Below are 24129 nucleotides of genomic sequence, written 5' to 3' on the forward strand. Positions count from 1 at the left end.
GCTGCGCTCCTCCCCGGATTTCGCGCGCTCCGCTTAGCCTGTGCGGAGATCCGGGAGGGAGCGCAGCGCAGGGAGTGAAGCTAGCGGCTCGCCGCCGGCACCAGGACCCACAGCACCTCAACGGTCTCGTCCGTGGGGTTGATCCAAGTGTGGGGTTCCCGGCCCGGGAAGGAGAGCGTGTCCCCTTCTTCGAGGTCGTACTCCTCGTTGGTGAGGATGAGCTTGATCCGTCCCTTGACCACGTGCAGGACATCGACGTCGCAGTCCACGGCGTAGAGCTCGTTTTCGCCGCGGCCACGTGGCTCGATGGTGGCCTGCAGGATCTGTAAGCGACGCTCGGAGCGGGCGGTCAACAAACGCTCCACGATGCCCTGGCCGCCCAGGGAAATGCGGGGGCCGTCGTCGCGCTTGGTCAGGTGTGTCTCCGGAGCTGCGAAGAGGTCGCCCACGGAGACGGACAGCACTTGGCACAGAGTGACCAGCGAGGCAACCGACGGCGATGTCAGGTCCCGCTCCACCCGGCTGAGGAAGCCCTTGGTCAGACCGGTAGCGTCCGCCACTTGCTCGATGGTGAGGCGCTGCGCTTGCCGGGCTGCGCGGATTCTGGAACCGATGGCAACGGGAACATTGCTCGGTTCAACGGGTAGAGCCTTCATTCACGAACCTTTCAGGCCTGTCATGTGGCCCTGTCATTGGAGCAATAGTAGCCGGGAGACAGGCCAAGAACGCCAGAATACGCGGAAGCATGACCAAAGGATCTTGACTGTTACTCCCATCACAACATATCCTCAGAGGCAACAAGTGTTGCCTGTGAGGCACACAACACCTCCCCAATCTCCAATCATCAGCACAGAGACTTCGACTCTTCGCAGGAGTATCGTCGAAAACCCCAACCTCAGTGCATCAGCTCCAAGGACCGTTCATGGAATCATCGGCTATAAACATCGCAATCGTGGTGGTGTACCTGCTCGCCATGCTGGCATTCGGCTGGTGGGGCAAGTCCCGCACCAAGAACAACAGCGACTTCCTGGTGGCAGGCCGCCGCCTGGGCCCCTTCCTTTACACCGGCACCATGGCCGCAGTGGTCCTCGGTGGCGCATCCACCGTGGGCGGCGTCGGCCTGGGCTACAAGTTCGGCATCTCCGGCATGTGGCTTGTTGTGGCCATCGGCTCGGGTGTGCTGCTGCTCAGCCTCCTGTTCGCCGGGACCATCCAGAAACTCAAGATCTACACGGTCTCCCAGATGCTGACCCTCCGTTACGGCAGCACCGCAACCCAGACCTCGGGCATCGTCATGCTGGCCTACACACTGATGCTGTGTGCCACGTCCACCGGCGCCTACGCCACCATTTTCGTGGTCCTCTTCGGCTGGGAGCGTTGGCTGGCCATCGCCATCGGCGGCGCAATCGTCCTGGTCTACTCCACCATCGGCGGCATGTGGTCCATCACTTTGGCAGACCAGGTCCAGTTCGTCATCAAGACGGTGGGCATCTTCTTCCTGATGCTCCCCTTCGCCCTGAACGCTGCTGGCGGCCTGGACGGCATCCGCGCCCGCGTCGATGAGAGCTTCTTCGATATCGGCGGCATCGGCCTCCAAACGATCATCACCTACTTCGTCGTTTACACACTGGGCCTGCTGATCGGCCAGGACATCTGGCAGCGCGTCTTTACGGCCAAGACCCCCACGGTTGCCCGCTGGGGTGGGGCCACCGCCGGCATCTACTGCATCCTTTACGGCTTTGCCGGTGCCCTGATCGGCATGGCTGCCAGCGTTGCCCTCTCCGGTGTGGAGATCGCCGCCAAGGATGACGTCTACGCTGAAGTTGCCACCCGCCTGCTGCCCATCGGCATTGGTGGCTTGGTGCTCGCTGCAGCTGTCGCAGCCATGATGTCCACGGCTTCCGGCGCGCTGATCGCTGCCGCCACCGTTGCCCGCGCAGACGTCATGCCTTTTGTTGCCAGCTGGTTCGGCAAGAAGGTGGACACCTCCGATTCCGACAACCCTGAGCACGACGTCAAGGCCAACCGCTACTGGGTCCTCGGACTGGGAATCGTGGCCATCATCATCGCCATCTCCACCAAGGACGTAGTGGCCGCTCTGACCATCGCCTACGACATCCTTGTGGGCGGCCTGCTGGTAGCCATCATCGGTGGCCTGGTGTGGAAGCGCGGAACGGGCATCGCTGCAGCATGGTCCATGGCGGCCGGTTCAGTGGTAACCCTGGGCACCATGATCATCCTCGAGATCAACGCCGAAGTTCCCCTGGACGGCATCTACGCCAACGAGCCCATCTACTATGGCCTGATCGCCTCGGCACTGGTCTATGTGGTGGTTTCGCTCGCCAGCAAGCCCACCGATCCGGCAGTCATGAAGGCTTGGACCGACCGCGTTGCGGGCACACGCGTGGCAGAGGAAGAGGTCACCACGCCCGCCTCGTAGGCAGGTACAAAGAAACAAGCAAAGTTCGACGGCGGCGCCTCCCCTTTCCGGGGCGGCGTCGCCGTTGTTGCGTCCCGGAGGAGGCGTTGCGTGGCCCGCTCTGCACGATAAGGCGCGAACAAAGGGCGCAGAACGGGCCGCGCAACGAAGACACCCGAAACCCCGGCGAAAACGGCCACACCCACGGTCCCGGTGATTCCCGCCGTCGACCTCTTCACAGGCATGGTGACCATCACGACAAAGGACCGGACCGGGCGCTTCAGGCATCCCCAGCCGCAGTTGATCGCGCAGACGTTGGCCCAAGCCATCCGCCCAACGCGCTGGTGTGAGGCGTCAAGGACGGTGACGGTGACTGTTGCCGCCGTCGGGAAGCGGGCAGGCCTCCAACGTCACTTCACGCTGAGCTGCGACCACCCGGCCTAGAGTTCCTCGTCCTCCTCGCGGAATTCTTCGGTTTCGTCGATGGGGACCACGCGTTCGTCGTCCTCGGGGGCGTCTACTTCCTCAACCCAGGGCTGGTCCACTTCCTGGTCTTCGGCGTAGTCGTAGGCCGGGTCGGACTCGATGGTTGCCCGTTCCGGGTGGTTGGCGTGTGATTCGGTGGTGTTCATGGTGCAACCTCCGTCTCGTGGGCCGGTTGGCCGGTGTCCTTCCATCTGAGCACCGGCGCAAACAAGGGTCAAGGAATGGAAGGAAATTGCGGTGCACCGAACATTCCAGTTGAGGAATACCGGCCAAAAATCCGTGCGGATAAGCGGTAGTGTGGGGCGTGCAATGGGGCGCAACTACCCCACCCAGCACAGGAGACAAGTGCCCAGCACAGGAGACGTAGTGCAGATGCACCAGGAATCCCACAGTTCGTCGAGCCCCGCTCCGGACCCCACCCCCGACTCAGCAGCCCCCGCATCAGCAGCCGCGCTTCCGTCGAACGCGGACATCCGCCGGTGGCGCCAGTACCTGGCCGATGAGCGTGCCGAAGCCGCCGTGTACCGCGAACTTGCCCAGCGGCGTGACGGCGAGGAGCGCCAAATCCTGCTCGCCTTGGCCGAAGCTGAAGGCCGCCACGAAGCCCACTGGCTCAAGCTCCTTGGCGAGCACGCCGGAATGCCCAAGGCAGCGTCCGCCCGGAGCCAGTTCCTGGGATTCCTTGCCCGTAATTTCGGCTCGGTCTTTGTGCTGGCGTTGGCCCAACGCGCCGAGGGTCGTTCCCCCTACGGCACCGAGCCTGCAGCAACGCCTGCCATGGTTGCCGATGAACAAATCCACGAGGAAGTTGTCCGGGGCCTGGCCACGCGCGGACGCAACAGGCTCTCCGGAACCTTCCGCGCCGCAGTCTTTGGCGCCAATGACGGACTGGTCAGCAACCTCTCGTTGGTGATGGGCATGGCAGCAACCGGTGTACCCAGCCCTGTAGTCCTGATGAGTGGCGTGGCAGGCTTGTTGGCCGGTGCGCTGTCCATGGGCGCGGGCGAATATGTCTCGGTCCGTTCCCAGCGCGAACTCCTTAACGCCACGCTTCCCACGCAGGCAACACTGACTGCCGCGCCTTCGTTGGATATTGAGCACAACGAACTGGTCCTGGTGTACCTTGCCAGGGGCATGACCCGTGAAGCTGCGGAGCACCGCGCGGCCGAGCGCATGGGTTTGTTCAGCTGCGACTGCGATCCGAGCCTGTCCTTGCAACCGGAAAAACCGCCGGCGGACGAGCACGAGTCCGTAGGCTCCGCATGGGGCGCGGCATTGTCCAGCTTCTGCTTCTTCGCCTCAGGTGCAATAGTGCCTATCCTGCCCTTCATCTTCGGCATGACGGGCCTTGCAGCCCTGATGGTGGCCGGGGTCCTGGTGGGCATCGCGCTCCTGGCCACGGGCGCCGTCGTCGGCTTGCTGTCCGGAACCTCGCCGCTGAGCCGCGGGCTGCGTCAGCTGGCCATCGGCCTGGGAGCCGCAGCTGCAACCTATGGGCTGGGCCTGGTGTTCGGGGCAACTATCATCTAAGTTTGGACGGCTCGGCCCGCAGAACGTAATGTTGGTTCGTCCTCCGCGCTGCCCCGCGTGATCCAGGGCATCATGAACGGAGAACCGTGGACCCGGAGCGGGAAGCAACACGTGCGCCAAAACACCGACGCAGTTCAACAGCTGTGCGGGTTCTCCGCGGTGTCCTCATGGCCGGAATTGCCGCAATCGTCGCTGTTCTGGTGAGTGGATATCTGCAGGGTGATCCCCGCATCACCGCACTGTTCCCGGGTGTCAGCGTTCCGGGTGCCCCACAAAAGGGACCGGGTGTTGCAGAACCGGGGCGTGCCCCTGACGCGCCACCGCCGGGGCTTGAGGAGGCGGATGCCCCGCTGGCCTCCCCGTCGGCCCCCGGCACCACCAACGACTCGTACAAGTTCCTGGCCACCAACGACGACGGCACGCCCGTAGGTTATTCGCCGTGCCGCCCGCTTCATTACGTTGTGAACAACGCCACCGCGCCTGTTGGCTCCGATGCCCTGCTGGCCACTGCCCTGGCCAATATTTCTGCGGCGTCGGGCATTCAGTTCATTGACGACGGCACCACGGATGAGTTGCCCGTGGACCGGCGCGAGCCCTACCAGCCGTCCAAATACGGTGACCGGTGGGCTCCCTTGCTGATCTCGTGGACCACCCCGGCGGAGGCCCCGGCGCTGGCGGATAACGTCATCGGGACCGGAGGCAGCACCATGTACTCCCTCAATAAGGGCCCCAAAAGTTACATCACGGGGAGCTTGGAGCTGGATACCCCGCAGGTCACGGAACTGCTTGCCAGCCCCGGCGGGGCCGACTACGTCCTGGCAGTCATGCAGCACGAACTGGGCCACGTGATGGGCCTGGATCACGTGGATGATCCCATCCAACTCATGTATCCGGAGATCGGGGCTCCCGACGGACTCGCGGCGGGAGACCTGAACGGCCTGCATCTTCTTGCCTCGGCGCCTTGCCGCAAGGACATCTGAGCGGCTTCGCGCTTCAAGCATTCGCGGCGTTGACTCCCGCCATGGACTCCCGGCGGAGTGGGACTTATGCTGGCCACTACGGTCGACGGCGGCGCCCCACCTCCCGTCGCGGCCTCCACGTCAGGGGGTTCCATGGAACCTTACGGGTCGCCCCAGTGGCCGGACCCCGATCCCCCTCGCCCGAAATACCTCCCGCATTCCCAGCGCCCGCCGGACCCTCCGCAGATCAGGCCGCCCATCAAGCACAGCAGCATCGCGGCCATCATGTTCCTCATCAGCGTCCTGGCGCTGGTGTGCGCGGGAGCCTACTTCAGCGGCGAACTCCGTCAGTTCCTGTATGGCCCGTCCGCAACGCAAAGCCAGGCTCCCCGGCCCGGATTGGTTCCTTTTGGCCAACGCCAGGACCCCGTCCCGGGACTCGAAGAAGCGGACGCGCCGCTGGGGACACCAGCCCCGCTCAACCGCACCAGTTCCTCATATAAGTTCCTGGCCGTCAAAGAAGACGGAACCCCGCTGGCCTATTCGCCGTGCAGGCCTATCCACTACGTGGTTAATTCGGACCTCGCGCCGGCCTCGTGGCAGCCTTTGGTGGTGGAGGCAGTGGAGCAGGCCAGTTCAGCTACGGGACTGAGGTTCGTCTATGACGGCCCCAGTTCCGAAGTTCCCTCCCCCACCAGGTCCGGATACCAGCCGGAAAGGTACGGCGACCGCTGGGCACCGGTACTCATTGCGTGGACCACCCCGGAGCAGGTGCCACGCCTGACCGGGCAGACTGTGGGGCTTGGCGGAAGTTCTTCCATTGGCCTCAGCGATGGCTACAAGGCGTATGTCACCGGGACGGTGTCCTTGGATGCTCCCCAGTTCGCTGAGATCGTGAACGCTCCCAACGGAGAGGAGATCGGCGTCGCTGTGATCATGCACGAGCTCGGTCATCTCCTGGGCCTGGACCACGTGGACGATCCCCGGCAGCTCATGTTCGATCAAGCTTCCTGGGTGCGCGGGTACGCTGCCGGCGACCTCACCGGCTTGGCCCAGCTGGGCAGGGGACCTTGCAGCAAGGATTTCTGAGGTCCTACGGGGCAAGCACCGCCAAGGCCTCCTCCACCGTGTCCACCAGGAAGATCTTCTCCGCCATCGGTTTCCCGGCCGCGAGGCTCTGCACCATGGGCCAGGCGGGAAATGTCCGTTCCCAGTGTTCGCGTCCCACCAGCACCATGGACGTGATGGTCTCAGGGGCTCCGTAGTAGTTCTCGCACGCGTCCTGGAAGATCTCCTGTACCGTTCCGGCCGCGCCCGGCAGGAACACAATGCCGCCGTCGCAGAGCTCCAACAGGATGGCTTCACGGATAGCGTTGGCGAAGTACTTGGCGATGTGGGTGGCGAAAAGATTGGGCGGCTCGTGGCCGTAAAACCATGTGGGAATACCGAGCGTTGGGGTACCGTCCGGATAGCGTTCGACGACGGCGGCTGCTTGCCGCGCCCAAGCCGTCACCGAGGGCCTGAATCCCGGCACCGCAGCGAGGGCCTCAAGCGCAGCGGTGGAGTCGGCGTCGGGGACTCCGCTCAGGTAGGCGCCAAGGTTGGCCGCTTCCATGGCGCCGGGGCCACCGCCCGTGGCTACTGTAAAGCCGGCTTGGGCCAGCAACCGTCCCAGGTGCGCGGCGTCGGCGAATTCCTTGGTCCCCCGCTGCGCCGCGTGACCGCCCATGACGCCCACCACCCTGGTGCCGGAGAGCGCGCCGTGCTCCAGCAACTCGTCCAAGGCATCGCCGATTGCGTGATCGTGCAGGGCTGCGGCGAGGGTGGCGTCCAGGCTGCCTCGTCGCCCGGGCAGGATGCTCCATTGGTAAACGCGGGCGTCCAGGGTGGACTCGTATTCCGTGGAGGAAATGTCCGAGTACAGTTCCCCGGCTGTGTAGACCCCGCTTCGGTAGGGGTTGAACGGCACATTGTGAAGCTTGGGAAAGATGAGCGCTCCCCGCCGTCGGAGGCTTTCCTCCACCCCGTCATCAAAGGTGCAGCCCAGGAAGATCGCACCTTCAGGGTCCAAAGCTTTGAGGTCCCGTGCGTGGCCTCGCAGGTCCAGCGACTGAGCGTGCCAGCCGTGCATGGACCCGGCTCCCGCACTGACCAGGTGGCTGAAGTGGGCCACACTTTCGACGTCCAGTGTGCGGGGACTCGGGTTCAAGGATCCGGAGCGATTCATGGTTTCAGCGTAGTGCTGGCAAGGAAGTTTGCCGGAACCCTACCCACGGCCCATCAGCGGGAGTACAGTAGCGCTCACTGCATCGTTTTCACGCGGGGGACCCGTGAGGGGCGGTGAATAATTCAATCTGACATGGCGTCCTGGGGGCGTCGTAAGTTTGCCGGCTGGGGGGCCCAACATCTGCTCAAGGAGCATGGTTGTGGACCGTCCAAAATACGTTCGTCGTCATACTCAACTACTACTGAATGACACCCGTTCATGTGCCCGGCGAATCCTGGGATTCCTGCTGGGCCTTTCTGTTGCCCTTTCCTCCCTGGTGTTCGGACTGGCTATGCCCGCCTCGGCGGCAGTACCGCCCTGTCCGGGTACAGGCGGTGCCCAAATGATCGTTGCGCACACCGACGATGACCTGATCTTCATCAGCCCGGACTTCATGCGGGACATTCAAGCAAAACGCTGCGTCCAGACCGTCTATATCACAGCGGGGGAAGCCGGTGAAGGACAGTCCTATTGGGGTGGCCTGGAGGACGGCATCCGGTCGAGTTATGCCCTGATGGCCGGGGTAGCCAACGCCTGGACGGCTTCTGACGCCGGCGTTCCTGAGCGGCCACTAACCGTTCACACGCTCAATGCCGCCCCGAATATCTCAGTGGTTTTCCTGCGGCTTCCGGATGGCTTCCCCAACGGCAATGGCAGCAGCCGTTACAACGGCCAGAGCATCCTCAAACTGTGGGACGGCCGCATCTCCACCATCCGCCCCGTTGATGGATCTGCCACGTACACAAAAGCCCAACTGCAGAGTGTGCTGAACCGGCTCGTGGCCAACTACAAGCCCACCACGTTCCGGACCCAGGACTGGACCGGCAACTTCACCACCCCGTATGACCATAGCGACCATTGGGCGGCAGCCAAGTTCGGGCAGCTGGCCACCCGCGCCTACACGGGACCACATACTTCCTCCGCCTACGACGCGTACGTGATTGACGAGTACGCACAGAACGTCACAGGGGCCGAACTGACCAGCAAGGTCAACACTTTCAGGCGTTTCGCTGAGTTTGATGAGTACCTCTGCGGAGCCGTTTGCCCGGACACCCCTTACAGCGACTGGCTCAAGCGGCAGTACATCACGTCGATCGAGTGGACCGGGAACGCAGCAAAATCGGCGGGAACCACGGTGTCAGCGTCCTCTCAAAGGGCCTCCGCACAAAGTCCGGAGAAGGCGCGGGATGGATATGCCTGGGGCACTCCCATGGATGCCAACCGCGAGTGGGTCACCAACGGGGGCAAGGCCGGTAGCTGGATCCAGTACAACTTCTCCCCTGCCCGGACCATCAACGCAGTGACACTCTTTGACCGTCCCTTGCCCAGCGACCACGTCACCGGCGGCAATCTCACATTTTCTGACGGCACCACCGTCCCGGTTGCTGCCCTGCCCAACAACGGCTCAGGATTGACTACCAACTTTCCTGCCAGGACCGTCAGCTCCGTACGTTTTAACATCAGTTCTGTCAGCGGTACCACCACCAACGTGGGCCTGGCCGAATTCGAAGCGCATATCACCGCCGATGTTGTTGCCCCCGTGGTCACAGCCACACCGGCAGGCGGCACGTACGACGTCGGACAGAAGGTCACGCTTGCCGTGAACGAGCCGGCCACCATCTACTACACCGTGGACGGGTCCACACCCACCACGGCCAGCAGCAGATACGCCACCCCCCTCACGGTGAACGGGCCGCTGACCCTGCAGTACTTCGCTGTAGACACCGCGAACAACCCATCCGCAGTGGTCACCCAGGTCTATTCCACAGGCCCTGACGTCACCAAGCCCGTGGTCACAGCCAACCCTGCCGGCGGCGCGTACGCTCCCGGCACCACCATCACCCTCACGGTCAATGAAGCGAATTCGGTCATCAAATACACCAAAGATGGTACCGACCCCTTGGCCGCCGGCGTGGTGTACTCGGCACCGATCACCTTCGACGGCCCGGGCCCGATGACACTGAAGTACTCCGCCACGGATCCTGCCGGAAACGTCTCCGACGTCGTCACCCAGACGTACACGGTGCCGCCGGACACCACAGCCCCCGTGGTCACAGCCAACCCCACCAGCCGGGCACTGGCCAGCGGGGCAACCATCACCCTGACCGCAAATGAGCCGGGGGCTGCCATCTACTACACCACCGATGGCAGCACACCCACTGCGGTGGAATCGGCAACGAACATCAAATACTCGGCCCCGATTCTCATGGGCACCTCAACCCTGAACCTGAAGTACATCGGGGTGGACACTGCCGGTAACGCCTCAGCCGTGGGCAACCAGACGTACACCGTGCCCGCAGCCGGACCGCCGTCGGCCCATGACTTCAACGGTGACGGCAAAGCCGATGTCCTAGCCTCCGATACCGCTGGAAATCTGTACTTGTACGCCGGTGACGGTGCGGGCGGGCTATCGGAACGCCAGGTGGCCCTGGCGGCACCGGCGTGGTCCACCGTCAACGAAACCATCACCCCCGGCGACTTCAACAGGGACGGCAAGAATGACCTCCTGGCCCGCGCCGGAGACGTCGTGTGGTTCTACCCGGGCAACGGTGCCGGCAGTTTCGGAGCCCGGGTACAGGTCAGCACCGGCTGGAGCACCATGAGCCAGCTGTTCTCTCCCGGCGACTTCAGCGGCGACGGTATTCCGGACTTCATTGGCCGGCTGAGCTCCGGGGAGCTGCGGCTCTACGAAGGCAACGGAACCGGCGGCCAGCGGACTCCCACCACCATTGGATCCGGGTGGAATGTGATGAATGCAATTCTGAGCACGGGGGACTTTAATGGAGATGGAAAGGCAGATGTGCTGGCGCGCCGTTCGGACACGGGTGCACTCTGGCTCTACCCCGGAAACGGAACCCGCGGATGGCTCCAGTGGAAGCAAATCTCAACGGGTTGGGACAACCGAACATCGATAGCCGGGCCCCGCGACCTCAACGGCGATGGCAGCAATGACGTCGTAGGCCGCATCGGCGACACCCTGTGGCTGTACCCGGGCACAGGCAGTGGAGCGTTCAGCACTGTGCCGCCCATCAGCCTCGGCACCGGTTGGCAGGCCATGAAGATCATCGCCTAGCCAGCCCCCACGGACCTGGCGCGGGTCGGAGTTTTCCCCCAGACTCTTCGGCTCGCGTCAGCTACTTAAAAGAACGACGACGGCCCGGCACCTTTCCGTAGGGAAGGCGCCGGGCCGTCGTCGTGAGTTAGCTGTAGAACCTAGAGCGTTGCGTAAACTTCGCGCAGCAGCGTGGCGGTTTCGGACGGCGTCTTGCCGACCTTCACGCCTGCAGCTTCGAGAGCTTCCTTCTTGGCCTGTGCCGTTCCTGCAGAGCCGGAGACGATGGCGCCTGCGTGGCCCATGGTCTTGCCCTCCGGAGCGGTGAAGCCTGCAACGTAGCCAACAACCGGCTTGGTGACGTTGGCCTTGATGAAGTCGGCTGCGCGCTCTTCAGCGTCGCCACCGATTTCGCCGATCATGACGATTGCCTTGGTCTCCGGATCAGCCTCGAACGCAGCCAGGGCGTCGATGTGCGTGGTGCCGATGATGGGGTCGCCACCGATGCCGATCGCGGTGGAGAAGCCGAGGTCGCGGAGTTCGTACATCATCTGGTAGGTCAAGGTACCGGACTTGGACACCAGGCCGATGGGGCCCTTGCCCGTGATGTTCGCCGGGGTGATACCAACCAGTGCTTCGCCGGGGGTGATGATGCCGGGGCAGTTCGGTCCGATGATGCGGGTGATCTGCTTGCCGTCAGCGTCAACCTTGGACTGGGCGAGAGCCCAGAATTCGGCGGAGTCCTGAACAGGAACGCCTTCGGTGATGACAACTACCAGGCCGATGCCGGCTTCGATGGCTTCAACTACGGCGTCCTTGGTGAATGCCGGGGGTACGAAGACGATGGAGACGTCAGCGCCGGTTTCAGCGATGGCTTCCTTGACGGTGCCGAAGACGTTGATTTCCTTATCGCCGTGCAGGACCGTGGTGCCGGCCTTGCGGGCGTTGACGCCACCAACAATGTTGGTGCCGGCCTTGAGCATGAGGGCGGTGTGCTTGGTGCCCTCGCCGCCGGTGATGCCCTGAACGATGACTTTGGAGTCCTTGTTGAGGTAGATAGACATTGTCGCGTCCCTTTACTTAGCTGCGTTGGCGAGCTCGGCGGCCTTGTCGGCGCCCTCGTCCATGGTGGCGGCCAGGGTAACCAGCGGGTGGTTGGCCTCGGTCAGGATGCGGCGGCCTTCCTCAACGTTGTTGCCGTCGAGGCGAACTACCAGCGGCTTGTTCGCGGAGGAACCCAGCTCAGCCAGTGCGCCGACGATGCCCTTGGCAACGGCGTCACAGGCGGTGATGCCACCGAAGACGTTCACGAACACGCTCTTGACCTGGGAGTCGCCCAAGATGACGTCGAGGCCGTTGGCCATGACCTCGGCGGAAGCTCCACCGCCGATGTCCAGGAAGTTGGCGGGCTTGACGTTGCCGTGGTTCTCGCCAGCGTATGCAACGACGTCGAGGGTGGACATCACAAGACCGGCGCCGTTGCCGATGATGCCTACTTCGCCGTCCAGCTTGACGTAGTTGAGGTCCTGGGCCTTGGCCTTGGCCTCCAGCGGGTCAGCTGCATCCTTGTCTTCCAGGTGCGCGTGGTGCACGTGGCGGAAGTCAGCGTTCTCATCCAGGGAGACCTTGCCGTCGAGGGCAACGATCTCGCCGGCGCCGGTGCGGACCAGCGGGTTGACCTCAACCAGGGTTGCGTCTTCCTTCTTGAAGACGTCCCAGAGCTTCAGAATGACGTCGGCCACTTTGCCGCGCAGTTCTTCAGCGAAACCTGCAGCTGCGACGATCTCGTCAGCCTTGGCCTGGTCGATGCCCACTGCGGGGTCGATGGCGATCTTGGCCAGGGCCTCGGGACGCTCCACGGCAAGCTGTTCGATCTCCATGCCGCCCTCAACCGAGCACATGGCCAGGTAGTTACGGTTGGCGCGGTCCAGGAGGACCGAGAAGTAGAACTCTTCGGCAATGTCAGCACCTTGGGCGATCATCACCTTGTTGACGGTGTGGCCCTTGATGTCCATGCCCAGGATGTTGGTGGAGTGCTCAAGTGCCTCTTCGGCAGTCTTGGCAACCTTGACGCCGCCAGCCTTGCCGCGGCCACCAACCTTAACCTGTGCCTTGACGACAGTTACGCCGCCGATCTTCTCGGCAGCTGCCTTTGCTTCTTCAGGAGTGTGCGCCACGATGCCGGCGAGCACGGGTACACCGTGCGCTTCGAACATATCGCGCGCCTGATATTCAAACAGGTCCACGGTTTAGTGTCCTTCTACGTCGAAGTAGTTTTCTGTTCAGCCGGGAACCGCGATGACCGCGATAGCCAGCTGCGGAAAGTACGCGGTAACAACCAGGATTGAAGCCGGTCACATTGCGTAAGGTCCTCTCGGAACTTTAGCCCTTTGAGGAGTCCCGCCAGCTACACACTACCTGTTAAGTGAGTAACCTTACACTTCTATCGACTGTAGAAAACCCGCAGAATGACGCGGTTTTTGGGCCGCCCGCCCACTATCCAAGAGCAGTCACGACGCAAGTTTCAGGTTTCCCGAGACCTTTTTCCCGCCGTCGGAAATCAACTGGTAGCCCTCGCGATTGACGAAGAACGCCACGCCCCCGGAGATATTTCCGCAAGCAACGCCGCCGTTGTATGCCGAACACCGCAGACCGTTGCGCTCAATGTTCTGCCCCTCCCCCAGCTCCCGGAGCTTGGAGATGGGACCTTCCCGGCTGCCCTTCGGACCGAACTCCGACTCCATTTGTGTTACGCCGGAACGACATGAGCCGTACACCGCCTTCTCCGGAGTCAGGAGCACCGTCCCGCCCAGGTATCCGAGGCCGATTCCCGCACAATCGTCAGCGACGTCGTCGGGCTCCGGTGCGGCATACTTGGCCAGTTCACAGTGGACCACGGGAACAACGGCGAACTTGTTGTTGGCAGCATCCGAGTATGAGTTGGCCTCATACGGGAGATTGAGGTGCCCGCCCCGCGAGGACGTCATGGCGCAGACAATGTTCTTGTCAGCCGTGACAAAAGCAGTGACATCCTCGCCCGCGGACAAGGTGGTCTGCTCAGTGACGGGAACCTGCTGGAGCTGTTCAAGCGGCGGCAACGGGGCCGGCGGCACATAGTCAGGATCTTTGGTGGCGAAAGAGCATCCCGCCGCCAGCACCATGATCAAGGCGGCCAGGATCGGCCCAACAGTCCGTCGCATGCCCCTCATTATGCCGTGCGATTTCACGCATCCAACTTGGTCAGGGGCGCATACCGCAAGAGAAGTCGCTTTTCGCCGACGTCGAACTTCACCTTCGCCACCGTCTTGTCCCCCGAACCCTCGATGCCCAAGACCACTCCGTTGCCGAAGCTTGTGTGGTTGACCTTGTCCCCCGCCACCACGGAAATAACTTCCTTTTGCGGCTGGACCCTGTTGCGTACGACGGCGGCCGGGACGTCGGCGTCGAACCCTGCGGTTGGGCTGGCGGCAGCACCGCGGGATGTGCCCGCACCCCAGAACGAACCACCGTAGCGGTTGGACCCGATGGGGGCGCTCCCCCAGCCACCTGCGGCCTGGCGACTCATTCCTTCGCGCTTCCACTCCACAAGTTCGGAGGGAATCTCTTCCAGGAACTGGCTGGCGGGGTTGTACTGGCTCTGGCCCCACATGCTGCGAACCTCAGAGCGCGTGACATAAAGGCGCTTGCGGGCACGGGTCAGGCCCACGTAGGCCAGGCGGCGTTCTTCCGCGAGTTCTTTGGGGTCCGTTGCCGAGCGTTGGTGCGGGAAGATTCCGTGCTCCATGCCGGTGAGGAAGACCACCGGGAACTCCAGGCCCTTGGCTGTGTGCAGGGTCATGAGCGTGACAACGCCCATCCTCTTGGCCTCAGCCACCGCGGCATCAATGTCCGCACCAGGGGCATCGGGGATCTGGTCGGCGTCTGCCACCAAGGAGACCTGCTCCAGGAACTCGCCGAGGGACCCGTCCGGATTATCGCGCTCGTACTCCCGGACCACGGCCACCAGTTCGGCAAGGTTCTCCACGCGGGATTCGTCCTGGGGGTCGTTGCTGGCGCGCAGGCCCGCCAGGTAACCGGTCTGTTCAAGGACGGCTTCGAGGGCAGCAGCGGCGCCGGAGCCGGACGCCACCTCGGCGAGGTCATCCAGCAGCTTCACGAAGCCCAGGACGGCGTTGACCGAGCGGGTTGCCATTCCGGGAGCTTGGTCGGCGCGACGTGCAGCGGCCATGAATGACGTGCGTTCCCGCTCCGCCAAAGCGGCAACTGCACCCTCGGCGCGATCACCGATCCCGCGCTTGGGTTCGTTCAATACGCGGCGGAGGTTGACGTCGTCGTCCGGGTTCACCAGGACGCGCAAGTACGCCAGGGCATCCTTGATTTCCTTGCGCTCATAGAAGCGCGTACCGCCCACCACTTTGTAGGGCAAGCCCACCCGGACCAGCACATCCTCAATGGAGCGTGACTGCGCGTTGGTGCGGTAGAAGATGGCGACGTCGCCGGGACGCAAGCCGTCCTCGTCCTGCAGACGGTCGATTTCCTTGGCAATGAACTGGGCTTCGTCGTGCTCGTTCTCCCCCACGTAGCCAACGATTTTCTCGCCGTCTCCCTCCGCTGTCCACAAACGCTTTTCCTGGCGGTTCGGGTTACGGGAAATCACCGAATTGGCGGCGCTGAGGATGTTCTGTGTGGAGCGGTAATTCTGCTCAAGTTTGATGGTGCGGGCGTTCGGATAGTCGGCCTCGAACTCCACGATGTTGCGGATGTCCGCGCCGCGGAAGGCATAAATGGACTGATCGGAATCGCCCACCACAGTCAGTTCGCTGGGCGCAACGTCCGTATCCGTTCCCAAACCCACGATTTCCCTGACCAGTGCGTACTGGGCGTGGTTGGTGTCCTGGTACTCGTCAACCAACACGTGCCGGAAACGGCGCCGGTAGGATTCCGCGAGCGCCGGGAAGGCCCTGAACATGTACACGGTTTCGGCGATGAGGTCATCGAAGTCCATGGCGTTGGCTTGCCGGAGACGCTGCGTGTAGCCCTTGAAGACCTCTGCAACGGCGCTTTCAAAGGGGTCGTTATGGTTTGCCGAGGACACGTAGGAGTCGGCATCGATGAGCTCGTTCTTGAGCGCGGAAATCTTGTGTTGGATGGCCTTTGGAGCAAACTTCTTGGGATCGAGGTCCAGGTTCTTGGCCACCAGGGTGATCAGGCGCAATGAATCAGCGGAGTCGTAAATGGAGAAGTTGGAATTCAGGCCCACGTTGGCCGCTTCCCGGCGCAGGATACGTACGCAGGACGAGTGGAAGGTGGAGATCCACATGCCCTTGGCCCGGGGTCCCACCAGGGCTTCGATGCGTTCCCGCATTTCGGCCGCCGCTTTGTTAGTGAAGGTGATGGCCAGGATTTCGCCGTGATGGGCACGCTTGGTGGCAATGAGGTAGGCGATCCTGTTGCTGAGCACACGGGTCTTGCCGGAGCCCGCGCCTGCAACGATCAGCAGGGGGCTTCCGGCGTGTTTCACAGCTTCTTCCTGCTGTGGATTCAGTCCCTGGAGCAGGGCATCGGCAGTGGGTAAGCCGTGGGTTCCGTGGTGGTCCCACCCTCCCGGTGCACCCTGGCCCGGAAGGTCTTTTGACTCGCCGGCGCCTTCCTGAAGGCGGGGCCCGGAGGAGCCACCGCCGGAGGGGGAAAGCTCCGGGGCAGCCTTGAGTGCGGCTTTGGTGCCTGCTTTGAAGGGTCCGTCTGCGTAGGGGTCAAACAACATATCCATGGTGCCTACCAGTCTAGGCGGTGCCTCTGACACTCTACGTCGCGCCAGATCCGGTGTGCTGGTGCCCTCCGAAACGCCCTACGCAAATTGGGGAACAGAGGTGAGGGCAGCGCTCAACTCACGGACCGCCGTCGGGCCTCCTGCCACGAACCAATTCAGTCCGTTGACCTGCACGACGGCGGTGTCCCCGCCGGCCGCGCGGACGATCGCTTTGCCGGGAAGCCAGTCCCATTCCGGGCAACTGTGCTGGAACCAGCAACCGAGCTCCCCGTCAGCAACCCTGCCGAGGTCGCAGGAACCTGAGCCGAACATGCGCAGTGATGCCGCGGAAACTGCAGCCGCGTGCCACGGCATTGCTGCGCGGGGGTCCGCCAGCCAGGTGGGATGGATGTAGGTGGCGGCGGAGATTTGGCTCACGGGGAGGTCACCGAAACCGGAAATCGGCTCGTCGTTCAGGGTGGACGGGCGATCTTGGCCGCCAAGCCAGAGCTTGTCCAGTTCGGGCTGATAGATGGCCCCCAGCAGCACCTCGGGATCGGCAACCGGGTGACCGCCGTGGTCTGCATCGCCGCGCTTAAGGGCGATGGCCGAGCACCAGTACGTGGAGCCGTGCAGGAAATTGTAGGTGCCGTCCACGGGGTCGATCACCCAGGTCCGGCCGCTCGTGCCGGCAACAGAGGCCCCCTCCTCGCCCAGAATGCCATCCTGGGGACGGCAGCGCCGCAACTGTTCCAGGACGTAAGCCTCAGCTGCGTGATCGGCCGCAGTAACGACGTCGGACACTGAGGTCTTGCGTTCACCCTGTAGCCCGCCCATCCGCATGAGCAGCGCCAGCTGGCCTGCTTCGCGAACCAGGGCGCTGGCCAGTTGGTAGTCATCCAGTGATGGATCGAGTTCAGTTGCTGTGTGCCTGCCAGTGGTCATGGATCCAGCTTATGTGGCGGGATAATGAATGACATGGCCAAGACACCCGCCCAGCGCATCAAGAAGCACGGAGCAAAGGCAGTGGTCCCCGACCACTCGCTGCCTCCCGTGATCAACACCACCACGCAGCGCACCCCGCAAAAGGCGCAGAGCAACTCCAAGCTCATTGTGATCGCGGGCGTGGTGGCCAGCCTGTTCCTGTTCTGGTACCTGCACCTGCTCACCTTGAACCAGATGACGCAGCTCTCCGGCGGCCTGGCCATGCCTGATTCGCTGATCGGTGGATTCTCGCAGGACTACATCGTCCAGCTCCGGGAGGCCATGGACGAGTCAGCCCGAGGCCAGCTCAACTACGTCCACAAGACTGCCGGCACACTGTTTCCGCTGATCTTCGGTTTCAGCTGGCTCCTGTTGATTGGCACCAATGTGGCGCGAAAGTCATGGCGTTGGGCCTTGTGGGCCGCTCCCCTGCTGTTCGCGGTGGCTCACCTGTGGTCCAACGTGGCCATCGACTCGGTGCTCGCTGCCGAAGCGCCCGACGCCGGTTCGGTGGCGTTGGCGTCAGCAGTCACGGTTGCGTCTTGGGTACTGTTCCTTCTCAGCCTGGTGTGCGGCGTGGTAGCCGTGTTCCTTGGACGAAAGAGTGCGAAGCCCGCCTGACCACTCGTCCGCGGCGGCGCACCCGTTTCCGCCCAGCGCACCCGGCCCCGGCCAACAAGACTCAGCGCGCACCCGCCCCTGCCCGCGCCAGTTTCCGTTCCGTGTGCGTACGCTGGGCAATTACCAGGCCCGCAGCTGCCAGGCCAATGGTCACCGGGTAGCCCATGAACCTCTCCAGCAATCCCGGCTGCGGCACGTCCATTCCCGTGATTGCGCCGATCACGAGTGCCCCAATGCACGTCAGCCCGCACGCAGCGAGGAACCAACTGATCGGGGTTTGCCGGAACCACAGGACTCCCAACAGCAGGAGGGCAAAGCCGCCGGCGATGAAGTACATCAAAGCGCCGGCGAAATGCCAGGGAGAGCCCAAGTCCTCCGGAACCAGACCCACAATTACCGTTCCTACCCCCGCAACAGCGGTGAGAATCCGGATAGCAACGGCCAAGATCCAGGGCACGGTCAGGACGCGTGCAGGAAGGGAACCCTCCGAAACAGCCCGGAATCGCCGGGCTTGCACGCCGGGCCGCGCAGCTACGCTCAAGAGCCCGGCTGTCAGGAACAGCGAGCCAAGGACCAACGCCAAGCCCTGAACCACGAACGAGGCATTCATCAGCAGATGCAGCGGCGAGCACACGGCCCTGTCCTCATAAATGCCGCAAGAGACTGCCCCGAGGTCGCTGATGAATCCCGTGGCCCTGCTGTACGGCTCCGGGCCTGCCCAGGCATCGATCACAGCGGCTTCAGCCACGAAGTACTGGACCACACTCAGTTGCGCCCACCCTCCGATGTTCGCCCTGATGCTGCGGGTATTCGGACGGAAGGATCCAGCTGTTGCCGGTGCAGTGACGTGCCCTTTCATGAACGTCAGCCTAGCGGTGTTCGGGCAGCGCCCCGGCAGCTTGTATGCTTGTAGTCGTGTCCGGGCCCTTGAGCTCCAGCAGTGGGATTCAGAGTCATGGACGCACAGGCCCTCGTAGCTCAGTGGATAGAGCACGGCTCTCCTAAAGCCGGTGTCGTTGGTTCGATTCCAATCGAGGGCACTTGAACCACCAGCAGCCCACCCAGGACTTGCAGGCCTACCTGGCCGGCAGCTGGCGCGTGGAGCGGACCCTCCTGGACCGGACGTCCGGCACCAACGGAACCTTTTCCGGCGTCGTGCGCTACGTGAAGAACCCCGACGGCGGCCTGGACTACCGCGAAGACGGAACCATGCACTGGCCTACTCATTCAGGCCCGGCATTCCGTGAGTATCTCCTGAAACCCGGAGCCAGCCCGGATTCGATGGACGTGTTCTTCCCCGACGGCCGCCCGTTCCATGTGATGAGCTTCGCCGAAGAAGGCAACCAGGATAAGCACTGGTGCGACCCCGACGATTACCGTGTTAAGTACGTCCGTGAGGGCCCGGACTCGTTCAGTTTCACGTGGGATGTCCGCGGGCCAGCCAAGGATCTGTTGCTTGAATCGCACTTGGTCCGGATCGACGCCGGGAGGCAACCATGAGTGGAACCGGCACGGACCTGATCGTTGTGAGCGCGGTGTGCGTTTACAACCAGGAAGGCCATTTGTTGACCGTCCGCAAGCGTGGCACGGACAAGTTCATGCATCCCGGAGGCAAACCCGAGCCAGGGGAAACCGCTGCTGAGGCTGCCTCCCGGGAGCTCTTGGAGGAAGTCGGCATCGAGGTTCCGCCGGGCGTCCTCGAGCCGCTCGGGGTGTGGTTGGCTGAGGCAGCCAACGAGGCCGCGACCAATATCGAGGCAACGGTCTTCACGGCCCCCGGAACGTGGGACGCGCATCCTTCAGCGGAAATCGCGGAGATCCGCTGGCTGGACCTGGACGCGCCGCTGCCCACCGACCTGGCACCGCTGCTGACGGACCACGTCATCCCGCTGCTGACCCCGCCCACGTAGGGGCAGCGTTTACAGCCAAGCGCTACAGCTCCGGGACCGCTTCCTGCGCCACAGCGGTGGCCTCAGCGAACTGGGTTTGGTAGAGCTCCGCGTAGCGTCCATCCGCAGCAAGCAGCTCAGCGTGCGTGCCACGCTCCACGATCCTGCCGTCCTCAACCACCAGGATGGCGTCTGCGGCACGGATGGTGGACAAGCGGTGCGCAATCACGACGGCGGTGCGCCCCTCGAGTGCCTCGCCCAAGGCCGCTTGGACGGCGGCTTCATTGGTGGAGTCCAAGGCTGCCGTGGCTTCGTCGAGGATCACAACACGGGGCTGCTTGATGAGCAACCGTGCAATGGTGAGCCGTTGGCGTTCACCACCGGAGAGACGGTAGCCGCGCTCCCCCACCACTGTTTCCAAGCCATCGGGCAGAGACCGGATCATGGGCTCCAGGCGTGCCCGCCGGAGCACATCCCACATGTCGTCCTCGGTGGCATCCGGCCGGGCGAGGCGCAGGTTGGAGGCGATGGTTTCGTGGAAGAGGTGGCCGTCCTGGGTGACCATGCCAATGGTGTCGCGCAGGGAGTCGAAACTGAGGTCGCGAATGTCCACGCCTGTTCCAGGTGCCTGCCCCCCGAGGCGCACGGCGCCGGAGTCGACGTCATACAGGCGCGAGAGCAGCTGCGCCACCGTGGACTTGCCGGCACCTGAGGAACCCACCAAGGCAACAGTCTGCCCAGGTTCAACCCTGAAACTGACTCCGTGCAAGACTTCCTCCCCGCCCCGGGTATCCAAGGTGGCCACGTCCTCAAGGGAAGCCAGCGACACCTTTTCGGCCGAGGGGTAGGAGAAACGGACGTCATCGAATTCCACGGCAACGGGGCCTGCGGGCACGGAAACAGCGTCCGGTTTCTGGGTGATCAGCGGCTTTAGGTCCAGAATTTCGAACACCCGCTCGAAGCTGACCAAAGCACTCATGATTTCCACGCGGGCGTTGGAGAGCGCCGTCAGCGGAGCGTAGAGCCTTGTCAGAAGAAGTGCGAGCACCACAACATCGCCGGGTGCGAGCTGCCCACCGATTGCCAGCCAACCGCCCAAACCGTAGACCAAGGCGAGCGCCAGGGCAGAGACCAGCGTCAGGGCCGTCACGAAGGTGAACTGCAGCATGGCAGTCCGGACGCCAATATCCCGGACCCTGCCGGCACGCTCGGCGAACTCCCGGGATTCTTCATCCGGGCGGCCGAACAACTTCACCAACGTGGCTCCCGGGGCGGAGAACCGCTCCGTCATCTGGGTTCCCATGGCGGCGTTGTGCGCGGCAGCTTCGCGGCGGAGGTCCGCCAGTTTGGAGCCCATCCGCCTTGCTGGGATCAGGAAGATCGGCAGCAGCACCATGGCCAGCACAGTCACAAGCCAGGACGTGTTCAGCATGACCACCAGCGTGAGGACCAGGGCCACCACATTGCTGACCACACCTGACAAGGTGCCGGCGAAGGCGGACTGCGCCCCGATGACGTCGTTGTTCAAGCGGCTGACCAAGGCACCGGTCCGTGTTCGGGTGAAAAACGCGATGGGCATGCGCTGCACGTGATCGAACACGCGCGTGCGAAGGTCAACAATGACGCCCTCGCCGATGATCGAGGACAACCACCGGGTCACCAAGCCCACACCCGCCTCGCCCACGGCGACGATGGCAATCAGGACCGCCAACCAGATCACCGTGCCCACGCCGGCGTTGGCAATGATGGCATCCACCACCTGGCCAGCCAGCACGGGAGTAGCCACAGCCAGGAAAGCACCCGCGATCGAAGCGATCACAAAGGCGATGAGTTTGCCCTTATGCGGCGCAGCGAAAGCCATGACCCGTTTCAGGGTTTCCTTGGAGAACGGCTTGGAACCGCTCTTGGCAGTGGTGATGTTGTACAGCGAGCTCCAGGCCACGCGGTCCATGCTCATGGGTTACTTCTCCTGGCTTGGGGTGTGATGAAGCTCTTGCACTTGGCCGTTTTCCAGGTGCCAGCGCGAATCGAGCCGAACGTTTTCCAATAAACGGCGATCATGGGTGACCAACAGGAGTGCGCCTTCGTAGCTTTCCAGGGCCTCCTCCAATTGCTCAATGGCCGGAAGATCCAAATGGTTGGTGGGCTCGTCCAGCACCAGCAGGTTCACGCCGCGGGCCTGCAGCAACGCAAGCGCAGCACGGGTCCGCTCCCCGGGGGACAACGAGTCCACCGTCCGGGACGTGTGGTCGGCTTTGAGGCCGAATTTGGCCAACAGGGTGCGGACATCTGCACTGTTCCAGTCCACCAGCACAGCTTCAACGGCGTCGCCAAGGTGCCGCCCGCCGTCGAGCAGTCCGCGCGCCTGGTCGATTTCGCCAATGGCCACGGAGGCACCCATGGAGGCCTCGCCGTCGTCCGGTTCCTGGGTCCCCAGCAGCAGGCGCAACAGCGTTGACTTGCCGGCACCGTTCGGTCCGGTGATGCCGATCCGCTCGCCGCCGTTGAGTTGCAGGTTCACCGGACCCAGGGTGAAGTCGCCTTGGCGCGCGATGACGTTGCGCAAAGTGGCGACGACGGCACTTGAGCGGGGTGCCTGGCCGATGCTGAACTGCAGCTGCCACTCTTTGCGAGGTTCTTCCACCTCGGTGAGCCGGGCGATGCGGGACTCCATCTGGCGGACTTTCTGTGCCTGTTTCTCGGACGATTCACTGCTCGCTGCGCGCCGGATCTTGTCATTGTCCGGGTTCTTCTTCATCGCGTTCCGGACGCCTTGGGAGCTCCACTCGCGCTGGGTGCGTGCCCGGGAGACGAGGTCGGCCTTGGTGTTGGCGAACTCTTCGTACCGTTCCCGGGCGTGGCGCTTGGCCACGGCGCGTTCTTCGAGGAACGCTTCATAACCGCCGTCGTAGACGGCTACGGAGTTCTGGGCGAGGTCCAGCTCCACCACGGTGGTGACGCAGCGGGCCAGGAATTCGCGGTCGTGCGACACCAGGATGACACCACCCCGCAGGCCTTGGACGAAGGCCTCCAGTCGGGCGAGTCCGTCAAGGTCGAGGTCGTTGGTGGGTTCGTCCAAAAGGACGACGTCGAAGCGGCTAAGCAGCAGAGCGGCCAAAGCCACGCGTGCAGCCTGCCCGCCGGAAAGCCCCGTCATCAGGGCATCGGCGCCGAGGTCCAGGCCGAGGTCCGCCAGCACGGCCGGGATCCGGTCCTCCAGGTCGGCAGCACCAGAAGCCATCCACCGATCGAAGGCCAACGAGTACGCGTCGTCAGCTCCGGGAGCTCCCGAGCCAAGGGCTTCGGCGGTGGATTCCATCTCGGTTGTCGCCTGGGCACAGCCGGTTCGCCTGGCAATGTAGGCGGCGATTGTTTCGCCGCCGGTGCGCTCATGTTCCTGCGGCAACCAGCCCACAAAAGCATCCGAGGGCGCAAGGCTGACGGTCCCAGCCTGCGGCTGGTCCACTCCTGCCAGGATGCGAAGCAGCGTGGATTTACCAGCACCGTTAGCTCCCACCACGCCCACAACATCGCCCGGCGCAACGGTCAGGGAGAGGTCCGCGAAAAGCGTGCGGTGGCCATGACCACCGGCAAGATCCTTGGCCACCAAAGTTGCAGTCATTGTCTATCCTCCAGCAAGGGAACGCAGAAATTCAGGCCGCGATTCCCGCGGGCATGGAAAAACCCGCTGGTCCGGACTTGGGGGGTGTACGGACCAGCGGGTTCAATCATCAAGCATAATTCAATGTGGCGTCGGCGTAAAATCGTTTCGTACTCCCACTTAGGTCTCATCGTGTCTTTGCCTTCGCGGCCCATCCAGGAAAGTTCTCCATGCCCTTACAGTCCAAGGCGTTCCAGCGCTGGCTTCATGGTGTTGCACCCGATGCCAGCACCGCTGACGTCTGCAGGATCGCGGGCATCAAGCGGACAACGTTGGCCCAACAGCTGGTCCGCGGCAAAGTTGCCGAATCCACCTTGGTGAGTATCAGCCGCGGCTTCAACATCAATCCGGTACAGGCCCTGTCCACTTTTGACCTTTACGCCGATCTTCGGGGCGATCCCATTCCCCCCACGCCCTGCGAGCTCGTCAGCCAGGTGGCCACTATCGACCTGCTGCGAGCAGTAGTTGACCGCAGCGAACCCGGCTCCGCCCCCGCCCCGCGCCTTTCGGAAC

General features: G+C 63.3%; 20 protein-coding genes, 1 tRNA gene and 1 pseudogene. 11 read left to right on the top strand and 11 right to left on the bottom strand.

Annotated features, from left to right (window positions below; translation table 11 throughout):
* Nucleotides 1-80 precede the first annotated feature (80 nt).
* Nucleotides 81-656, bottom strand: a complete 576-nt coding sequence (locus tag EU811_RS20015) for a helix-turn-helix domain-containing protein (protein ID WP_024819844.1) — start codon at nt 654-656, stop codon at nt 81-83.
* A 266-nt stretch (nt 657-922) separates the two neighbouring features.
* Between EU811_RS20015 and EU811_RS20020 the strand changes: the two genes are divergently transcribed.
* Both EU811_RS20020 and EU811_RS20025 read left to right on the top strand, forming a co-directional pair.
* The gene (locus EU811_RS20020) at nt 923-2440 is read left to right on the top strand and encodes a sodium:solute symporter (protein ID WP_187697267.1); all 1518 of its coding nucleotides are present in this window, start codon (nt 923-925) and stop codon (nt 2438-2440) included.
* 225 nt (nt 2441-2665) lie between these two features.
* The gene (locus EU811_RS20025) at nt 2666-2863 is read left to right on the top strand and encodes a hypothetical protein (RefSeq protein WP_238703478.1); all 198 of its coding nucleotides are present in this window, start codon (nt 2666-2668) and stop codon (nt 2861-2863) included.
* Here the strand turns inward: EU811_RS20025 and EU811_RS20030 are convergent.
* Nucleotides 2860-3051, bottom strand: a complete 192-nt coding sequence (locus EU811_RS20030; protein WP_142940054.1) for a hypothetical protein — start codon at nt 3049-3051, stop codon at nt 2860-2862. The two genes, EU811_RS20025 and EU811_RS20030, sit on opposite strands and share 4 nt — an antisense overlap.
* Nucleotides 3052-3277: 226 nt before the next feature.
* Between EU811_RS20030 and EU811_RS20035 the strand changes: the two genes are divergently transcribed.
* From EU811_RS20035 to EU811_RS20045, 3 genes are all read left to right on the top strand, one after another.
* Complete coding sequence (locus tag EU811_RS20035; protein ID WP_142940069.1) at nt 3278-4435, top strand: VIT1/CCC1 transporter family protein; 1158 nt, start codon at nt 3278-3280, stop codon at nt 4433-4435.
* Between the two features lie 143 nt (nt 4436-4578).
* On the top strand, nt 4579-5415 hold the full coding sequence (locus tag EU811_RS20040; RefSeq protein ID WP_142940070.1) for a matrixin family metalloprotease: 837 nt from the start codon (nt 4579-4581) through the stop codon (nt 5413-5415).
* Between the two features lie 66 nt (nt 5416-5481).
* Nucleotides 5482-6483 (top strand): matrixin family metalloprotease, encoded by a 1002-nt coding sequence (locus tag EU811_RS20045; RefSeq protein WP_142940055.1) that lies wholly within the window; start codon nt 5482-5484, stop codon nt 6481-6483.
* 4 nt (nt 6484-6487) lie between these two features.
* Here the strand turns inward: EU811_RS20045 and EU811_RS20050 are convergent, their stop codons facing one another.
* Nucleotides 6488-7621: an LOG family protein gene (locus tag EU811_RS20050; RefSeq protein ID WP_165450216.1), complete on the bottom strand. Its 1134-nt coding sequence runs from the start codon at nt 7619-7621 to the stop codon at nt 6488-6490.
* 193 nt (nt 7622-7814) lie between these two features.
* Between EU811_RS20050 and EU811_RS20055 the strand changes: the two genes are divergently transcribed.
* Nucleotides 7815-10733 (top strand): chitobiase/beta-hexosaminidase C-terminal domain-containing protein, encoded by a 2919-nt coding sequence (locus EU811_RS20055; RefSeq protein WP_142940056.1) that lies wholly within the window; start codon nt 7815-7817, stop codon nt 10731-10733.
* Nucleotides 10734-10873: 140 nt separating this feature from the next.
* On the opposite strand, the gene sucD is transcribed toward EU811_RS20055, so the two are convergent.
* The 5 genes from sucD to EU811_RS20080 form a co-directional block, all read right to left on the bottom strand.
* The gene (gene sucD / locus EU811_RS20060) at nt 10874-11776 is read right to left on the bottom strand and encodes a succinate--CoA ligase subunit alpha (RefSeq protein WP_062070672.1); all 903 of its coding nucleotides are present in this window, start codon (nt 11774-11776) and stop codon (nt 10874-10876) included.
* 12 nt (nt 11777-11788) lie between these two features.
* Nucleotides 11789-12958 carry an ADP-forming succinate--CoA ligase subunit beta gene (gene sucC, locus EU811_RS20065; RefSeq protein WP_011773779.1) on the bottom strand — a complete coding sequence of 390 codons (1170 nt, stop codon included), beginning with the start codon at nt 12956-12958 and terminating at the stop codon, nt 11789-11791.
* Nucleotides 12959-13222: 264 nt separating this feature from the next.
* Nucleotides 13223-13921 (bottom strand): hypothetical protein, encoded by a 699-nt coding sequence (locus EU811_RS20070; RefSeq protein WP_142940057.1) that lies wholly within the window; start codon nt 13919-13921, stop codon nt 13223-13225.
* A gap of 14 nt (nt 13922-13935) precedes the next feature.
* On the bottom strand, nt 13936-16482 hold the full coding sequence (pcrA, locus tag EU811_RS20075) for a DNA helicase PcrA (RefSeq protein WP_142940058.1): 2547 nt from the start codon (nt 16480-16482) through the stop codon (nt 13936-13938).
* Between the two features lie 78 nt (nt 16483-16560).
* Nucleotides 16561-17406 carry an inositol monophosphatase family protein gene (locus tag EU811_RS20080; RefSeq protein WP_142940059.1) on the bottom strand — a complete coding sequence of 282 codons (846 nt, stop codon included), beginning with the start codon at nt 17404-17406 and terminating at the stop codon, nt 16561-16563.
* 33 nt (nt 17407-17439) lie between these two features.
* On the opposite strand from EU811_RS20080, the gene EU811_RS20085 reads away from it, so the two are divergent.
* A complete protein-coding gene (locus tag EU811_RS20085) occupies nt 17440-18066 on the top strand; it encodes a hypothetical protein (protein WP_142940060.1) in 627 nt (208 codons plus the stop codon).
* 61 nt (nt 18067-18127) lie between these two features.
* Here EU811_RS20085 and EU811_RS20090 read toward each other — a convergent pair whose 3' ends face one another.
* On the bottom strand, nt 18128-18925 hold the full coding sequence (locus EU811_RS20090; RefSeq protein WP_142940061.1) for a hypothetical protein: 798 nt from the start codon (nt 18923-18925) through the stop codon (nt 18128-18130).
* 108 nt (nt 18926-19033) lie between these two features.
* Between EU811_RS20090 and EU811_RS20095 the strand changes: the two genes are divergently transcribed.
* The 3 genes from EU811_RS20095 to EU811_RS20105 all read left to right on the top strand — a co-directional run bounded on the left by EU811_RS20095 (nt 19034) and on the right by EU811_RS20105 (nt 19976).
* Nucleotides 19034-19106 (top strand) — tRNA-Arg (locus tag EU811_RS20095).
* Nucleotide 19107: 1 nt separating this feature from the next.
* On the top strand, nt 19108-19566 hold the full coding sequence (locus EU811_RS20100; RefSeq protein ID WP_142940062.1) for a DUF6314 family protein: 459 nt from the start codon (nt 19108-19110) through the stop codon (nt 19564-19566).
* Nucleotides 19563-19976, top strand: coding sequence for an NUDIX hydrolase (locus tag EU811_RS20105; protein WP_142940063.1), 414 nt, complete (start codon nt 19563-19565; stop codon nt 19974-19976). Before EU811_RS20100 ends, EU811_RS20105 begins: the two co-directional genes overlap by 4 nt.
* A 22-nt stretch (nt 19977-19998) precedes the next feature.
* On the opposite strand, the gene EU811_RS20110 is transcribed toward EU811_RS20105, so the two are convergent.
* Complete coding sequence (locus EU811_RS20110) at nt 19999-21912, bottom strand: ABC transporter ATP-binding protein (RefSeq protein ID WP_142940064.1); 1914 nt, start codon at nt 21910-21912, stop codon at nt 19999-20001.
* A gap of 3 nt (nt 21913-21915) precedes the next feature.
* Nucleotides 21916-23577 (bottom strand): ABC-F family ATP-binding cassette domain-containing protein, encoded by a 1662-nt coding sequence (locus tag EU811_RS20115; RefSeq protein WP_142940065.1) that lies wholly within the window; start codon nt 23575-23577, stop codon nt 21916-21918.
* Nucleotides 23578-23786: 209 nt separating this feature from the next.
* On the opposite strand from EU811_RS20115, the pseudogene EU811_RS20120 reads away from it, so the two are divergent.
* Nucleotides 23787-24129, top strand: a pseudogene (locus tag EU811_RS20120) (hypothetical protein); the annotation flags it as partial.

The organism is Arthrobacter sp. TS-15, assembly GCF_006964045.1.
Classification (GTDB): domain Bacteria; phylum Actinomycetota; class Actinomycetes; order Actinomycetales; family Micrococcaceae; genus Arthrobacter.

Excerpts from the sequence above, each read along its gene's own strand:
- EU811_RS20015 (WP_024819844.1), bottom strand. The coding sequence starts at position 656 with ATGAAGGCTCTACCCGTTGAACCGAGCAATGTTCCCGTTGCCATCGGT.
- EU811_RS20020 (WP_187697267.1), top strand. The coding sequence starts at position 923 with ATGGAATCATCGGCTATAAACATCGCAATCGTGGTGGTGTACCTGCTC.
- EU811_RS20030 (WP_142940054.1), bottom strand. The coding sequence starts at position 3,051 with ATGAACACCACCGAATCACACGCCAACCACCCGGAACGGGCAACCATC.
- EU811_RS20035 (WP_142940069.1), top strand. The coding sequence starts at position 3,278 with ATGCACCAGGAATCCCACAGTTCGTCGAGCCCCGCTCCGGACCCCACC.
- EU811_RS20045 (WP_142940055.1), top strand. The coding sequence starts at position 5,482 with ATGCTGGCCACTACGGTCGACGGCGGCGCCCCACCTCCCGTCGCGGCC.
- EU811_RS20050 (WP_165450216.1), bottom strand. The coding sequence starts at position 7,621 with ATGAATCGCTCCGGATCCTTGAACCCGAGTCCCCGCACACTGGACGTC.
- EU811_RS20055 (WP_142940056.1), top strand. The coding sequence starts at position 7,815 with ATGGTTGTGGACCGTCCAAAATACGTTCGTCGTCATACTCAACTACTA.
- sucD (WP_062070672.1), bottom strand. The coding sequence starts at position 11,776 with ATGTCTATCTACCTCAACAAGGACTCCAAAGTCATCGTTCAGGGCATC.
- EU811_RS20070 (WP_142940057.1), bottom strand. The coding sequence starts at position 13,921 with ATGAGGGGCATGCGACGGACTGTTGGGCCGATCCTGGCCGCCTTGATC.
- pcrA (WP_142940058.1), bottom strand. The coding sequence starts at position 16,482 with ATGGATATGTTGTTTGACCCCTACGCAGACGGACCCTTCAAAGCAGGC.
- EU811_RS20080 (WP_142940059.1), bottom strand. The coding sequence starts at position 17,406 with ATGACCACTGGCAGGCACACAGCAACTGAACTCGATCCATCACTGGAT.
- EU811_RS20085 (WP_142940060.1), top strand. The coding sequence starts at position 17,440 with ATGGCCAAGACACCCGCCCAGCGCATCAAGAAGCACGGAGCAAAGGCA.
- EU811_RS20090 (WP_142940061.1), bottom strand. The coding sequence starts at position 18,925 with ATGAAAGGGCACGTCACTGCACCGGCAACAGCTGGATCCTTCCGTCCG.
- EU811_RS20105 (WP_142940063.1), top strand. The coding sequence starts at position 19,563 with ATGAGTGGAACCGGCACGGACCTGATCGTTGTGAGCGCGGTGTGCGTT.
- EU811_RS20110 (WP_142940064.1), bottom strand. The coding sequence starts at position 21,912 with ATGAGCATGGACCGCGTGGCCTGGAGCTCGCTGTACAACATCACCACT.
- EU811_RS20115 (WP_142940065.1), bottom strand. The coding sequence starts at position 23,577 with ATGACTGCAACTTTGGTGGCCAAGGATCTTGCCGGTGGTCATGGCCAC.